At 76.2% G+C, this 15,223-nt stretch carries 11 protein-coding genes; 7 read left to right on the top strand and 4 right to left on the bottom strand.

Annotated features, from left to right (window positions below):
* Positions 1-84: 84 nt before the first annotated feature.
* Complete coding sequence (locus ACIOFR_RS06505; protein ID WP_371503330.1) at positions 85-492, top strand: cobalamin B12-binding domain-containing protein; 408 nt, start codon at positions 85-87, stop codon at positions 490-492.
* 7 nt (positions 493-499) lie between these two features.
* Here ACIOFR_RS06505 and ACIOFR_RS06500 read toward each other — a convergent pair whose 3' ends face one another.
* Positions 500-2,074 carry a DUF5691 domain-containing protein gene (locus ACIOFR_RS06500; RefSeq protein ID WP_400992960.1) on the bottom strand — a complete coding sequence of 525 codons (1,575 nt, stop codon included), beginning with the start codon at positions 2,072-2,074 and terminating at the stop codon, positions 500-502.
* A gap of 82 nt (positions 2,075-2,156) precedes the next feature.
* Complete coding sequence (locus ACIOFR_RS06495) at positions 2,157-3,470, bottom strand: SWIM zinc finger family protein (RefSeq protein WP_400992959.1); 1,314 nt, start codon at positions 3,468-3,470, stop codon at positions 2,157-2,159.
* A gap of 224 nt (positions 3,471-3,694) precedes the next feature.
* Here ACIOFR_RS06495 and ACIOFR_RS06490 point away from each other — a divergent pair, with 224 nt between their 5' ends.
* The 5 genes from ACIOFR_RS06490 to sucD all read left to right on the top strand — a co-directional run bounded on the left by ACIOFR_RS06490 (position 3,695) and on the right by sucD (position 10,920).
* On the top strand, positions 3,695-4,882 hold the full coding sequence (locus ACIOFR_RS06490) for an AAA family ATPase (RefSeq protein ID WP_400992958.1): 1,188 nt from the start codon (positions 3,695-3,697) through the stop codon (positions 4,880-4,882).
* 29 nt (positions 4,883-4,911) lie between these two features.
* Positions 4,912-7,245 (top strand): DUF5682 family protein, encoded by a 2,334-nt coding sequence (locus ACIOFR_RS06485; protein WP_400992957.1) that lies wholly within the window; start codon positions 4,912-4,914, stop codon positions 7,243-7,245.
* A gap of 88 nt (positions 7,246-7,333) precedes the next feature.
* On the top strand, positions 7,334-8,524 hold the full coding sequence (locus ACIOFR_RS06480) for a VWA domain-containing protein (protein ID WP_400992956.1): 1,191 nt from the start codon (positions 7,334-7,336) through the stop codon (positions 8,522-8,524).
* A 325-nt stretch (positions 8,525-8,849) separates the two neighbouring features.
* On the top strand, positions 8,850-10,022 hold the full coding sequence (sucC, locus tag ACIOFR_RS06475) for an ADP-forming succinate--CoA ligase subunit beta (RefSeq protein ID WP_400992955.1): 1,173 nt from the start codon (positions 8,850-8,852) through the stop codon (positions 10,020-10,022).
* A gap of 16 nt (positions 10,023-10,038) precedes the next feature.
* Positions 10,039-10,920 (top strand): succinate--CoA ligase subunit alpha, encoded by an 882-nt coding sequence (gene sucD, locus ACIOFR_RS06470; protein WP_400992953.1) that lies wholly within the window; start codon positions 10,039-10,041, stop codon positions 10,918-10,920.
* Positions 10,921-11,013: 93 nt separating this feature from the next.
* Here sucD and ACIOFR_RS06465 read toward each other — a convergent pair whose 3' ends face one another.
* Positions 11,014-12,444, bottom strand: coding sequence for a LuxR C-terminal-related transcriptional regulator (locus tag ACIOFR_RS06465; protein WP_400992952.1), 1,431 nt, complete (start codon positions 12,442-12,444; stop codon positions 11,014-11,016).
* A gap of 108 nt (positions 12,445-12,552) precedes the next feature.
* Here ACIOFR_RS06465 and ACIOFR_RS06460 point away from each other — a divergent pair, with 108 nt between their 5' ends.
* Complete coding sequence (locus tag ACIOFR_RS06460) at positions 12,553-13,992, top strand: DUF6350 family protein (RefSeq protein ID WP_400992950.1); 1,440 nt, start codon at positions 12,553-12,555, stop codon at positions 13,990-13,992.
* A 280-nt stretch (positions 13,993-14,272) separates the two neighbouring features.
* On the opposite strand, the gene ACIOFR_RS06455 is transcribed toward ACIOFR_RS06460, so the two are convergent.
* The gene (locus tag ACIOFR_RS06455) at positions 14,273-14,911 is read right to left on the bottom strand and encodes a hypothetical protein (protein WP_400992948.1); all 639 of its coding nucleotides are present in this window, start codon (positions 14,909-14,911) and stop codon (positions 14,273-14,275) included.
* Positions 14,912-15,223 lie beyond the last annotated feature (312 nt).

The following is a 15,223-nucleotide window of genomic DNA, read 5'->3' as shown; positions in this document are numbered from 1 at the left end:
TCAGATCTGTTAAGAGTGGTTAACACCAAGCCCGTGCCCGACCAGGCCGGCCGGGTGGTGGACGATGAGGTCCAGGAGGCAGTCATGGGCGTGTCAGGCCCGATCCGTGTGGTGGTCGCCAAGCCGGGGCTGGACGGTCACGACCGCGGCGCCAAGGTGATCGCCCGGGCCCTGCGGGACGCCGGCATGGAGGTCATCTACACCGGCCTGCACCAGACTCCGGAGCAGATCGTCGACACCGCGATCCAGGAGGACGCCGACGGCATCGGCCTGTCGATCCTCTCCGGTGCGCACATGACCCTCTGCGCCAAGGTCCTGGAGCTGCTGCGCGAACGCGACGCCGAGGACATCAAGGTGTTCTGCGGCGGCATCGTGCCGCCCGAGGACATCGTCGAGCTCAAGGCGCTCGGCGTCGCCGACATCTTCACCCCGGGCACCCCGACCCAGGACGTGGTGTCCTGGGTCGAGGCCAACCTCCGCAGCGCCGGCTGACCTCCCGTCACCCGTCCAGCTCGGCCAGCATCGCGGCGCGGAAGCGCAGCGTCCCGGCCAGCCGGGTGAAGGTCTCCGCCCAGGCGGTGTCGGGTGCGGCGTCCGCGGCCAGTGCCTCCACCGCCGGGGCGGCCTCGGGCGCCAGTGCGCGCTCGGTCATGCCCAGCACCCCGCTGTGGCTCCACGGGTAGGCGCCGGACGCGGCGGCCCGTTCCAGCGCGGCCACCACGGCGGTGGACAGCGGCGGCGTCCACGGCGTGGCGCAGGCGCCGAGCAGCTGGAACGCGTCCCCGAGGCCGTGGGCGCGGACGAACGCGGCCGCCCAGGCGGCCCGCTCGGGGGCGGGCAGGACGGACAGCAGCCGGGCGGGCGAGCCCGCCGTCCGGCCGGGGTGTCCGGGGCGCGGCACCGGGCCGAGCAGGGCCCGGGCCCAGTCGGCGTCCTGCTGGCGCACGGCCGCCCTCGCCCACGCCTCCCGCAGGTCGTCCGTCCAGTCGCTCTCCCCGTCGCCGACCGGCAGCCGCAGCAGTTGCTCGGGGCCGAGCCCGGTGTCGGCGGGCCAGAGGGAGAGCGGGGCGGCCGCGACGATCTCGCCGAACCACCAGGCCCGCTCCCCGCGGCCGGTCGGTGACTTGGGCGGTATGCCGTCGCGCTGCATCCCGGCGTCGCACTCGACGGGCGGACTGACCGCCAGCCGGCGCCCCTCAAGGCGTACGGCGGTGCGGGCGCGCTCCGCCATCCGGGTGGCAAGTGCGGAGCCGGGCAGGGTGGAGAGCAGTTCGGCGGCGGTGGCCCGGACGTTCTTGCTGCGGTCCGTCAGCGCCGCCTCCAGGAACGGTTCGTCGGCCGGGCCGAGGCCGTCCTGCAGGACGTCCAGGAACAGCACCCGGTCCTCGGCGCGTTCGGTCCCCCAGGTCGAGCCCAGCAGCTCCAGCGCCTCCGCGGGGCGTTCGCGGCGGAGCCGGGCCAGGTGCGTCACCCGCTCCGCGAACAGGCCCTCCTGCCAGATCTGCGGGCCGGCCGGGCCCGCCACCGACTCGGCGGCCGTCCGGTGGACGAACCGCCAGTCCGGGTTGCGCTCCGCCAGCCAGCGGCCCAGGGGACCGGCCAGCGCCACCACCTCGGAGCGCAGCTCGCTGCGGGCCCGGGCCGCGTCCAGCAGCGCCGGGACGAGCGCGGACGGCAGCCGGTAGCCGCGTTCCAGCGCCGCGCCGAGCCACTGCGGCAGCAGCTCCGCCAGGTTGGCCGACCCGGCGGCCGCCCGCCCGCCGACCAGCACCTCCAGTCGGCGGGCCGCCGCCGCGGGCAGCTCGCGCCGGCCGTCCGGGGGCGCGGCCTCCGGCAGTTCGGGGGCCGGCAGGGCCCGGGCACCCGCCCGGCGGCGGACGGTGGTGAGCGCGGCCAGGTCCAGCAGGGCGGCCGCCGGGTCGGTGCGGTCGACGGCGCCGGCCGCCGCCAGCAGGGCGGACGGTCCGGCCGGACCGGGCAGCGGCCGGCGGTCGGTGCCCAGCAGGGCGGCGGTCTCCAGTTCGGCCCAGCCGTCCGCGACGGCGTGGGGCGGGGTGGGGGTGGTCGGACGCATCAGGGCCGGCCTCCGATCGGATCCGAGGACAGGGACGGGGTGGCGGGGCGGCGTTCCCACGGCCGGTACGCCGGTGGGCGGTTCACTGCGCCACCCCGACCGGCCGGCCGTGCTCCGCCCAGGCCGTCACCGGGGCGAACCCGGCGTGCCCGCACTCGCCGAACAGCGTGACCGGATGCCCGGCCGAGACCGCGGCCAGCCGCCACAGCGCCTGCTCGGGCACCGAGCCGCGGCGCACCGCAACGGCGCTGTGCCCGTCGGTCAGCTGCCAGCCCTCGGGCCCGAGGACGGGCACCACCCCGCTCAGCACCACCGGCCACGACTCCAGCCACGGGTCCGCCGCCACCGCCGTGCCGTAGGCGGCCACCGCCTCGGCGGGGGAGAGGCCGGCGGGCGGCTCCACGGGCCCGGCCTCGGGCGCGCCGTAGCGCGGACCGAGCACCGCGCGCAGCGGCTGGGCACCGGGGTGGAACGCCAGCTCGGCCTCCAGCACCTGCCCGGTGGGGAGGGCGAGTTCGGGGGCCTGGCCCGGCCGGCCGAAGGCCAGCAGCAGGGCGGGACGGCCGGTCTTGGCGCCGCGCAGCCACAGCCGGCGGGTGGTCAGCCGGTCGTCCGCGGTGTCCCGGCTGCCGAGCACCTGCCACCGGTCCCGGACGGTCGGGCCGGCCAGCAGGTCGGCGGTGTCGGCCGTGAAACCGACCCGGGTGCGGACCGTCGCGGCCAGCTCCTCGGGCAGCTCGCCGACCCGGGCGTACGCGCCGGCCAGCAGGTGCAGCAGGGCGTAGCCGGCCAGCAGACCGTGCTGCGGGGTGTGGGCCAACTCCCGTACCCGGGTGGCCAGACCGGGGGCCTGGGCGTCCACCATCCGGGCCGCCACCTGCTCCCAGTCGGCCGCGGCGCCGTGGTCGGCCAGGCCGCGGCGGACGCCGTCGGCGAGCCGCAGCCGCAGCTCCCCGGCGCCCGCCGCGACCCGGGCGGAGCGCCGCTCGGCCCGGCGCCGGGCGGCCGCCGGATCGGCCTCCGCCCGGGCCTGCTGCCGGGCCGTCCGCTGCTCGGTCGCAGCCTGCCGGCCCGTCATCCACTCGGCCACCCAGTCGGGTTGCCCGGCGTCCTCGGTGGCCTCCACCGTGCCGGCGCTCCAGAGCACGAGCAGGCCCAGGACGTGCTTGCACGGGAACTTCCGGCTCGGGCAGCTGCACGTGTACGCGGGCGTGGCCAGCTCCACGGCGGCCCGGTACGGCGTGCTCCCGCTGCCCTTGCACAGCCCCCACAGCACGCCCTGCTCCCAGCCGGTACCGGACCAGGGGGCCGGCCCGGACAGCTTGCCGGCGGCCTTCAGCGAGGCCTGGTCGGGGGCGAGGGAAAGGACGTGTTCGGTGCTCCAGCGTTCCTCCATGCCCACGACGCTAGGCGGCACCACTGACAGTGCCCCGGTGGCCGCCGACGGGCCGTCAGGGGACCGTCGCGGTGGTGCGGTCGGTGTTGTCAGTGGCCCGGTGCATGGTGGTTCCACGGGCCGCGAACGCCTGTACGACCTCCGCGCCGATGGTCCCACCTACCCCCTGAGCCGCCCGTGCCCTGCCACAGCAGTGCCCGGCGGCCCGCACCCAGGAGCCGATGATGACCACCGAGACCCCCGCCACCGAGACCCCCGCCGCCGAACGGGCCCTGACCGCCGAGCCGTCCACCGCCGAGCCGTCCACCGCCGAGCCGGCCTCCGCAGCGCCGGGCGAGGTCCTCAGGCTGCACGCCGAGGACGCCTTCGGCGCCGAACTGGCCGCGCTCGCCGCCCAGGACGACCGTCCGCGCCCCGAGCGCTGGCGGCTGTCGCCCTGGGCGGTCGCCACCTACCTGCTCGGCGGCGAGCTGCCCGACGGCACCGTGATCACCCCCAAGTACATCGGCCCGCGCCGGATCGTGGAGGTCGCCGTCACCACCCTGGCCACCGACCGCGCCCTGCTGCTGCTCGGAGTGCCCGGCACCGCCAAGACCTGGGTCTCCGAACACCTGGCGGCCGCGATCAGCGGCGACTCCACGCTGCTGGTCCAGGGCACCGCCGGGACCCCGGAGGAGGCCGTCCGCTACGGCTGGAACTACGCGCAGTTGCTCGCCCACGGGCCGAGCCGTGACGCCCTGGTGCCGTCCCCGCTGATGCGGGCGATGGCGGACGGCAAGATCGCCCGGGTCGAGGAGCTCACCCGCATCCCGGCCGACGTCCAGGACAGCCTGATCACCATCCTGTCCGAGAAGACCCTGCCGATCCCCGAGCTGGGCGCCGAGACCCAGGCCGTCCGCGGCTTCAACCTGATCGCCACCGCCAACGACCGCGACCGCGGCGTCAACGAGCTGTCCAGCGCGCTGCGCCGGCGCTTCAACACCGTCGTCCTGCCGCTGCCCGCCACCCTGGACGAGGAGGTCGACATCGTCACCCGCCGGGTCGGCCAGCTCGGCCGCTCGCTCGACCTGCCCGAGCTGCCCGGCGGCGCCGAGGAGATCCGCCGGGTCGTCACGGTCTTCCGCGAGCTGCGCGCCGGCGTCACCGCCGACGGCCGCACCAAGGTCAAGACCCCGAGCGGCACCCTGTCCACCGCCGAGGCGATCTCGGTGGTCACCAACGGCCTCGCCCTGGCCACCCACTTCGGCGACGGCGTGCTGCGCGCCGGCGACGTGGCCGGCGGCATCCTCGGCGCGGTCGTCCGCGACCCGGTCGCCGACCGGGCCGTGTGGCGCGAGTACGTCGAGGGCGTGGTCCGCGAGCGGGACGGCTGGAAGGACTTCTACCGGGCCGCCCGCGAGCACGCCAACTGACCCCAGCACTCCGGAGGAGGTGGACCGACATGACCAACGGACCGACGCTGCTCGGCATCCGGCACCACGGGCCCGGTTCGGCCCGCGCCGTGGCCGCCGCGCTGGCGCAGCTGCGCCCGGACGCGGTGCTGATCGAGGGCCCGCCGGAGGCCGACGCCCTCGCCGCGCTGGCCGGCGAGAAGGACCTCGTGCCGCCGGTCGCCCTGCTCGCGCACGTGGTCGACGACCCGGGCCGGGCCGCGTTCTGGCCGTTCGCGGTCTTCTCCCCGGAGTGGGTGGCGCTGCGGTACGCGGTCGAGCACCACATCCCGGTCCGTTTCATCGACCTGCCGGCCGCCCACACCCTCGCCGCCGACGCGCCCGCGCCGGGAGCACCGGGGGCCGGGCCGGGGGAGGTGCACGGCCCCGCCACCGACCCGATCGCCGCCCTCGCCGAGGCCGCCGGCCACGACGACCCCGAGCGCTGGTGGGAGGACGTGGTGGAGCACCGCGCCCCGGGCACCGACGCGCTCGCCCCCTTCGAGGCGGTGGCGGAGGCGATGGCCGCGCTGCGCGAGGGCGTCCCGACCGGCCGCCGGGACGAGCTGCGTGAGGCGTACATGCGCCAGCAGCTGCGGGCCGCCCGCCGCGCCGGGCACACCCGGGCCGCGGTGGTCTGCGGCGCCTGGCACGTCCCCGCGCTGCGGGACATGCCGACGGCGGCGCACGACAAGGCGCTGCTGGCCGGCCTGCCGAAGAAGGTGCGCACCGAGATCACCTGGGTGCCCTGGACGCACCGCAGGCTCTCCCAGCACACCGGGTACGGCGCCGGCATCGACTCGCCCGGCTGGTACCACCACCTGTTCGCCGCCGAGCGCGACACCGTCGCCCGCTGGATGACCCGGGTCGCCGAGCTGCTGCGGGCCGAGGACCACCCGGTCTCCTCCGCGCACGTCATCGAGGCCGTCCGGCTGGCGGACACGCTCGCCGCGATGCGCGGGCGCCCGCTCGCCGGGCTCACCGAGACGCTGGACGCCGTCCGGTCCGTGATGTGCGACGGCTCCGACGTGGCCCTCGCCCTGGTGCACGACCGGCTGGTGGTCGGCGACGCCCTCGGCGAGGTGCCCGACTCCGCGCCCGCCGTCCCGCTCCAGCGGGACCTGGCCCGGATCCAGCGCAGCCTGCGGCTCAAGCCCGAGCCGACCGAGCGCGAACTCGTCCTGGACCTGCGCCGGCAGCTCGACGCCGACCGCTCGACGCTGCTGCACCGGCTGCGCCTGCTCGGCATCGACTGGGGCACCCCGAGCCGGTCGGCCGTCAACTCCACCGGCACCTTCCGGGAGACCTGGCGGCTGCGCTGGGAGCCCGAGTTCGCCGTCCGGGTGGTGGAGGCCGCGCACTGGGGCACCACGGTCGAGGACGCCGCCACCGGCAGGGCCGTCGGCGAGGCGGCGGCCGCCACCGAACTGGCCGCCCTGACGGCACTGGCCGAGCGCTGCCTGCTCGCCGCCCTCCCCGCCGCGCTGCCCGCCGTGATGCGGCTGCTCGCGGACCGCGCCGCGCTGGACACCGACGTGGCCCACCTCGCCGCCGCGCTGCCGGCGCTGGTGCGGGCGCTGCGCTACGGCGACGTGCGCGGCACCGACGGCGCGGCCCTGGCCGGGGTCGCCCGCGGTCTCGCCGAGCGGATCTGCACCGGCCTGCCGGCCGCCTGCACCGGCCTGGACGACGACGGCGCCAACGCGATGCGCTCGCACCTGGACGCCGTGCACGCGGCCGTCGGTCTGCTGGCCGCCCAGAACGGTCGGAACGACCAGGACGACCGGGACGACGACCCGATCGCCGAGCGCTGGGCCGGCGCCCTGCACTCGCTGGCCATCCGGGAGCCCTCCGCCGGCCCGGCCACCGGCGCCCCGGGCCTGCTGCGCGGACGCTCGGTCCGGCTGCTGCTGGACGACGGCCGGCTGGACGGCGAGGAGGCCGGCCGCCGGCTCGGCCTGGTGCTCTCGCCGGGCGGCACACCGGCCGACGCGGCCGGCTGGATCGAGGGCTTCCTCGCCGGCGGCGGCGCCCTGCTGCTGCACGACACCCGGTTGCTGGCGCTGCTCGACGACTGGCTGACCGGGGTGCGCCCGGAGACCTTCACCGACCTGCTGCCGGTGCTGCGCCGGACGTTCTCCGCCCTGGAGGCGGGCGTCCGGCGGACCGTCGGCGAACGGGTCGCGGCCGGCCCGCTGGGCCGTCCCGCCGCACCGGCCGCCGAAGCGGCCGCCGACCTCGACCAGGCCCGGGCCGACGCCGCGCTGCCCGCCCTCGCCCTGCTGCTGGGCCTGCCGCCCGCGACGGTCCGGATCCCGAAGCAGGCCGACCGCCGGGCCGGCTGAACCGCGCCGCCGGGCCGGGTGGCGGAGGGGACCGCCCGGCCCGGCGCCGCACCGACCGCCGACCCCGTCAGCACCGAAGGAGTGTCAGATGACCAGCACCCAGCCGAACCTCGTCCAGGCCCCGGCCGACCCCGCCGCCGAGCGGCTGCGCCGGTGGCGGCTCGTCCTCGGCGGCGAGGCCGACGGGACGGGCTGCGCCCTGAGCGGGCGGGACGCGGCGATGGACGGCGCCCTGGCCGCGCTCTACCGGGGCGCCGAGCCGGGCGGGGGCCAGAGCCGTTCGGGGAGCCGCAGCGCGGGCCTGGGCGGTTCGGCCCCGCAGGTGGCGCGCTGGCTCGGCGACATCCGCGAGTACTTCCCGACCTCGGTGGTCCAGCTGATGCAGCAGGACGCCATCACCCGCCTGGGCCTCGACCGGCTGCTGCTGGAGCCCGAGATGCTGGAGGCGGTCGAGCCGGACGTGCACCTGGTCGGCACCCTCCTCTCGCTCAAGCACGCCCTGCCCGAGACCACCCGGGAGACCGCCCGCGCGGTGGTCGGCAAGGTGGTCGCCGAGCTGGAGCGCCGGCTGGCGGACCGTACCCGCTCCACGCTGGGCGGCGCCCTGGACCGCAGCGCCAAGGTCAACCGCCCCCGGCACAGCGACATCGACTGGGGCCGCACGATCCGGGCCAACCTGAAGAACTACCTGCCCGAGCACCGCACGGTCGTCCCCGAGCGGTTGGTCGGCTACGCGCGCGCCCAGCGGGCGGTCCGCAAGGACGTCATCCTCTGCATCGACCAGTCCGGCTCGATGGCCGCCTCGGTGGTGCACTCGGCGGTGTTCGGCGCGGTGCTCGCCTCGATGCACAGCCTGGACACCCGGCTGGTGGTCTTCGACACCTCGGTGGTCGACCTGACCGAACAGCTGACCGACCCGGTCGACGTGCTGTTCGCGACCCAGCTCGGCGGCGGCACCGACATCAACCGGGCCCTGGCCTACTGCCAGTCGAAGATCACCCGGCCGTCCGAGACGATCGTGGTGCTGATCAGCGACCTCTACGAGGGCGGCATCCGCAACGAGATGCTCAAGCGGGTCGCGGCGATGAAGGCCTCGGGGGTCCAGTTCATCGCCCTGCTCGCGCTCTCCGACGAGGGGGCCCCGGCGTACGACCACGCGCACGCCGCCGCGCTGGCGGCCCTCGGCGCCCCCGCCTTCGCCTGCACCCCGGACGCCTTCCCGGAGGTCATGGCCGCCGCGATCGAGAAGCGGCCGCTCCCGGTGCCGGCCGGGCACTGAGTCGATTCACCCGAAGGTGTGGGCCGCCGCCGGTGCTCACACCAGTGGCGGGGCGACCGTGAAAGCGGTACGGAACAGGCGCGATCCGGCCGGTTGTGACGGTTCTCACCAAAGCCGAGCCGGTCCCGGGCGAAACACGCCCGTCGTACGGGGATAACCTGCCACACGGACGTGACGCGCGTGTTGATTGACGGTGCGCCCGGCGCTGTGTGGGCCGCAAGGCCGCAAATCTGCGTACCTGCGCAGCCCCGACGACCCGCAGCGAAGATCCTGCCGTGGCACGCTCGTAGAGACACAATCCGCGACCACGAACAAGGACAAACACGTGGACCTGTTCGAGTACCAGGCGAGGGACCTCTTCGCCAAGCACGGTGTACCCGTGCTTGACGGCGATGTCATCGAGACCGCCGCAGACGCTGCCGCCATCGCGGAGCGCTTCGGCGGCCGCGCCGTCGTCAAGGCTCAGGTGAAGGTCGGTGGCCGAGGCAAGGCAGGTGGCGTCAAGCTCGCCGCCGACCCGGCCGACGCCGTCGCCAAGGCCGAGGCGATCCTCGGGATGGACATCAAGGGCCACACCGTTCACAAGGTGATGCTGGCCCAGACCGCGGACATCAAGGACGAGTACTACGTCTCGTTCCTGCTGGACCGCACCAACCGCACCTTCCTGGCGATGGCCAGCGTCGAGGGCGGCGTGGAGATCGAGGTCGTCGCCGAGGAGAACCCGGACGCCCTGGCCAAGATCCCGGTCGACGCCAACGAGGGTTGCACCCCGGAGAAGGCCGCCGAGATCGTCGCCGCGGCGAAGTTCCCGGCCGAGGTGGCCGACCAGGTCGCCGACGTCCTGCAGCAGCTGTGGAAGGTCTTCATCGCCGAGGACGCGCTCCTCGTCGAGGTCAACCCGCTGATCAAGTCCGGCGACGGCAAGATCATCGCGCTCGACGGCAAGGTCTCCCTGGACGAGAACGCCGAGTTCCGCCAGCCCGGCCACGAGGCGCTCGAGGACAAGGCCGCCGCGAACCCGCTGGAGGCCGCGGCCAAGGCCAAGGGCCTCAACTACGTCAAGCTCGACGGCGAGGTCGGCATCATCGGCAACGGCGCGGGTCTCGTCATGAGCACCCTCGACGTGGTCGCCTACGCCGGTGAGAACCACGGCGGCGTCAAGCCCGCCAACTTCCTCGACATCGGCGGCGGCGCGTCCGCCGAGGTGATGGCGAACGGCCTGGAGATCATCCTGGGCGACACCGACGTCAAGTCGGTCTTCGTCAACGTCTTCGGTGGCATCACCGCGTGCGACGCGGTCGCCAACGGCATCGTGCAGGCGCTGGCCCTCCTGGAGGAGAAGGGCGAGGCCGTCACCAAGCCCCTCGTCGTCCGCCTGGACGGCAACAACGCCGAGCTGGGTCGTCAGATCCTGACCGACGCCAACCACCCGCTGGTGCAGCAGGTGGACACCATGGACGGTGCGGCCGACCGCGCCGCCGAGCTGGCCAACAAGTAAGGGAGAGGACTGAATCATGGCTATCTTCCTTACCAAGGACAGCAAGGTCATCGTCCAGGGCATGACCGGCTCCGAGGGCATGAAGCACACCCGCCGCATGCTCGCCTCCGGCACCCAGATCGTCGGCGGTGTGAACCCGCGCAAGGCCGGCACCACCGTTGACGTCGACGGCACCGAGGTGCCCGTCTTCGGCACCGTCGCCGAGGCCATGGAGAAGACCGGTGCCGACGTCACCGTCATCTTCGTGCCGCCGAAGTTCACCAAGGACGCCGTCGTCGAGGCGATCGACGCGGAGATCGGCCTCGCGGTCGTCATCACCGAGGGCGTCCCGGTCCACGACTCGGCCGCCTTCTGGGCGTACGCCGGCTCGAAGGGCAGCAAGACCCGGATCATCGGCCCGAACTGCCCCGGCCTGATCTCGCCGGAGCAGTCGAACGCCGGCATCATCCCGGCCGACATCACCAAGTCCGGCCCGATCGGCCTGGTCTCCAAGTCCGGCACGCTGACCTACCAGCTCATGTACGAGCTGCGCGACCTCGGCTTCTCCTCGGCCGTGGGCATCGGCGGCGACCCGGTCATCGGCACCACCCACATCGACGCCCTCGCGGCGTTCGAGGCGGACCCGGAGACCAAGATCATCGTCATGATCGGCGAGATCGGCGGCGACGCCGAGGAGCGTGCGGCGGACTACATCGCCAAGCACGTCACCAAGCCGGTCGTCGGCTACGTCGCGGGCTTCACCGCCCCCGAGGGCAAGACCATGGGCCACGCCGGCGCCATCGTCTCCGGCTCCTCGGGCACCGCGCAGGCGAAGAAGGAGGCCCTGGAGGCCGCCGGTGTCAAGGTCGGCAAGACGCCGTCCGAGACCGCTCGCCTGGCCCGTCAGCTGATCGGCTGACCAGCCCGGTAACCACCCGAGGGCGCCGCGGACGGGACTTCCCGTCCGCGGCGCCCTCGGCGTTTCCGGGCCCCGGCGCGCGCCCGGATCCGCTCAGTGCAGCCGGTCGGCCAGCCGCGGCACGCCGGCCGGCGTCGCGGTCGGGCACGGCCGCAGCGGCGGGCAGCCCACACCGACCGGCATCGCCCCGAGGGCGGCGGCCGAGGCCGCGGCGACCGCCGGCGGCGGCAGGATGGCCGCCCGCACCGGGCGCGTCCCCGGCACCTCGCACCACTGGGTGCGGATCCCCGCCTGCGCGCCCGGCAGTACCGGGCCGGCGCTGCCGCTGTCCGTCGCGGAGCACATCCGCGGCAGCGGATCCGGCGGAGCCGGGCGGAAGACCTCGGACGGTCCGCCCCCCAGCAGGGTGGCGGTCATCGTCGCGAGGGCCGCCAGGCTGAGCAGCGCCGCCCCGGCCGTCAGCGAGCCCGAGCGGAGCCGGCTCTCCGCGGTCAGCAGCGCGGGTGAGGGCATCCGCGGCGCCGGGCAGCCGCGCACGGCGGCCTGGTGGAGCAGCTCGCCGACCCGGTCGCCGAACTCCGGCGCGGACGGGTCGGGGCCCACCAGGTCCGGTACCTCCCGGGCCAGCGCCGCCCGTGCGGCCCGTACCCTTCCGGCCGCGGCCGCACTGCTCGACTCGACCTCGGTGGCCACGGCCCGGGCCGGCAGGCCCAGGGCGTCGTGCAGCACCAGCGCCCGCCGGCGCGGGCGGGAGAGTCGCCGGAGCGCCTTCAGCAGCGCCTTGTCCCGCGGGGACAGCCGGTCGTCGCGCTCGTCACCGGGGGCGCCGACCCGGATCCGGCGGTGCGGCAGGGTGAACAGGTGCGCCCGCCGGGGCCCGCCCCGGTGCCAGGGGGAGAGCGCGGCCTCGAAGGCCACGGTCCGGACCCAGCCCTCCGGGTCCGGCAGGGCGCCGACCTCCTCCCACTGCCGGGAGGCCGCGCCCAGGGCCAGGTGCGCGCTGTGCACGGCACGGTGGCGACAGGCCGTCAGCAGAAAGGTCTGCTGCACCAGCCGGGTGTGCACGGCCCGGTAGAACTCCGGGAAGCCGGGCGGTTCCACGGGCTCGGGAGCCGTCGCGGGCCCCGGGGCGTCCCCGGCCCGCTCGGGGGCCTCGGCTCCGGCGGATTCGCCCGGGCCGGTCGGCAGCGGGGTCTCGACCGGCCGGGCGCGGGCCGGCACCGCCGCCGGTCCGCCGAGGAGCGCGACGGCCTCGGCCGCCGTCCGCACGCCCAGCTTCCGGACCGCCCGGTGCAGCCGGGTGCGCACGGCGGCGGGGGACAGACCCAGGTCCGCGGCGACGGCGGCCGGATCCTCGCCGGCCGCCAACCGGGTGAGCAGCCGGACCTCACGGGCGGTCAGCAGCCGCAGCAGCCGGGCCGGGTCCGGGCGGGCGGGCGCCGGGGCCTTCGGGGCCTTCGGGACGGCGGCGGTCGCGGCGGCGGGCCTGCCGGCCCGTTTCCCGGCGGTGGAGGGGGCGGTCACCGTGGTCCCTCGCCCCGACTGCTGAGCGAAATTAGGCACATGTACCGATAATCCGGGACACGGCGAAGGTTCGCGCGTTGACGGGGCACAACGGGTGATCTTGGGAGCATGAGGCCCATGATGCAGCTGATGGGCCGTCCGATCCTGGGCCTGCCGAGCGACCTGGGCACCCGCTCGGCCCTCGCCGACGTGCTCACGGGCGTACGGACGGCGCTGCTCACGCTGGCCCTGGTCGCCGTCCCGGTGCTGGGGCTGTGGGTGATCGCCCCGTACCCGGACGACACCGCGGCCGGCGCCGTCCGCCTCGCCGGCTCGCTCTGGCTGCTCGGCCACACCGCCCCGCTGGTCCGCGGGGAGGACGCGGGCCCGGTGACCGTCACCCCGCTGCTGCTCACCGCCCTCACCCTGGTGGTGCTCCACCGCGCCGGAGCCCGGATCGGGCGGCGCGGACGCGCCACCTGGCGCGCCCCGATCGCCCTGGCCGCCGGTTACCTGGCGGTGGCCGCCGCGGTGGTCGCCCAGTGCGCGGCCCCGGACGCGGTGCTGCGCTCCCGCCCGGCGGCGGACCTGGCGGCCGTCGCCGTGCTCCTGGCCGGCGGACTCGGCCACGGCCTGTGGACCGGCGCCGGCCGCAGCCTTCCCCCGCTCCCGGCTGCGGCCGCCCGCCGCCTGGCCGTCCTCGGACGGGCGCTGCCCGCCGGGCCGCCCGGTGCGGCGGCCGCGGTACGGCGGGCGGTCGCCGCCTGGCTGCTCGCCCTGATCGCCGCGGGCGGGCTGTTGCTGACCGCGGCCGTCGTCCCGGGCGGAGCAGGCCGGTCGGCGCAGGTCCTGGGCGGCGGTGCGGCGGGCTTCCTGGGCCTGCTGCTCACCTGCGCCGCGCTGATGCCCAACGCCGTTGCCTGGGCCGCCTCCTACGCGCTGGGTACGGGCTTCGCGGTCGGGGCCGGGACGGTCGTCGCGCCCGCCGGGACCGTGGTCGGGCCACTGCCGGAGTTCCCGCTGCTGGCACTGGTCCCGGCCTCCGGCGGGGCGGGCTGGGGGCTGGCGTCGCTCGCGCTGCCGGTGCTGGCCGCTGCCTGGCCGGCGCTCCTGCTCGGCCGGGCGGCTGGCGCCGGGGCTCCGGCGGACGGCCCGGCGGACGGCCCGGCGGGCGGTGCGGCGGACGGTGCGGAGCCGGTGGAAGGTGGTGGGCCGTGGTCCGTACGGGACACCGTGCTGGCGACCCTCGCCGCGGCGGGACTGGGCGGCGGATCGGCGGCGGTCGCGGCCTGGGCGGCGGGCGGCGCGCTCGCGCCGGGTCGGATGTCCGAGCTCGGCCCGGTGGCCTGGCAGGCGGGCCTGGCGTCCGCGGCCTGGCTCGCCGCCACCGCGCTGCCCGGCACCCTGCTGGTCCGCCGCCGCCACATCCGCATCCGCACCGGCAGGGCCGGCTGGTGGACGGCCGTCGACCGCCTCGCCGTCCGCCGCACGGCCCGCCTCCGGGCCGCCCTGCACCGGGCGCTCACCCGGGTCTCCGACCTGCGGCTGCCGTTCTCCGGGAAGGACTGAGGCGCGTTTGCAAAGTCGCGGGCCCGCCAAGATCGCCGGAGGGGGCCCGCGGTTCGCCGTCGGGCTCCCGCCGTCGGCCCGGAGGGCCCGGGCACAGCGGAGGGGGAGTCCGTGCGGCGCGGCCGGCCCAGCTCCGTCCGGAGTCGCGCGACCGGCCCCGGAGGTTCGTCTCCGCACTCCCGCCGACCGCCCGGTGGGCCGGGCCGGCGGTGTCCGGGTGCGGGTCCGGCGGCCGCCCGGCAGCCGGGAGCCCGGCGGCCCCCGGGTGATCAGCCCCGGGTCACAGGGACTCCGGGTCGACCATCGCGACCAGCAGCCTGGGCACCGGGTTGGTGACCGTGCAGCTGTGCCGGGCCGCGGCGGTCGGGGCGTCCTTCACGCAGACCACGTAGTCGTTGTAGTAGAGCTGGGCGCCGAGCCAGCCGAGGGTGAAGAGCACCACCACGGCGCCGGTGAACAGCCCGCCGATCGCGGCCGGTGCCTGCGGCTGCGCCGCCGGGGCGCCGGTCGGCTCGGTGCGGGCCTCGGTGCGACCCTCGGCACGGCCCTGCGCGCGGCCGCTGCGCAGGGCGCTGATCGCCCAGTAGACGGCGAGCGCGCCGAGCAGCAGGGCGACGTAGTAGATGCCGACGATCGTGCAGAACAGGCCGCCCATGCCCGCGATGAGCGCGTGCCGGGCCCGGCGCTGCGCGGGGTCGTTGGGGTCGAACTTGGGTGCGGGCTGGGGCGGGTTCCAGCCGCCGCCGCGGTGGCCGGGGCTCCACGGGTGCGGCGGCGGAACCTGCGGGCGCCCGTCGCCGTCCTCGCCGTCCTGCGGACCGGGACCGGCCGGGGGGATGCGTGGCTGCCAGGGCTGATCGGGGGCGTCCGCAGGCGGCGGCGCGAACGGGTTGCGCTCGCCGGTGCTGTCTCCGCTCATGGTGTCAGCCATTCCTTCTCGTCGGTGCGGCGGCTGCCGCCGGCGGCCCGCCGTCCGGGGGCCCGCCGTTCAATGATCCCGCAGGCCGGCGGCGGCCGGGCGGCGCCCCACCCGCTTCGGCCGGTGTCGTCCGGTGGACGCCGGGCGAGATCCCCGTCTCAACTACGCGCGTAGCGTTGCGGGGTGGTTACGGGAGCCCTCTCACCAGCCGTTATCGTGGTGACGGTCAGCAGCTCAGAACGGTTCCCGAGGCCTGCGCGCAGCGCGGGCACCCCCGCGAACCCGGCACTCGGCTCGACCTGGCGCCGCCCG

Source organism: Kitasatospora sp. NPDC088346, assembly GCF_044740765.1.
Taxonomy (GTDB): Bacteria; Actinomycetota; Actinomycetes; order Streptomycetales; family Streptomycetaceae; genus Kitasatospora.
The sequence above is the reverse complement of the archived record's forward strand: the minus strand, read 5'-3'. Positions and strand labels throughout refer to the sequence as shown.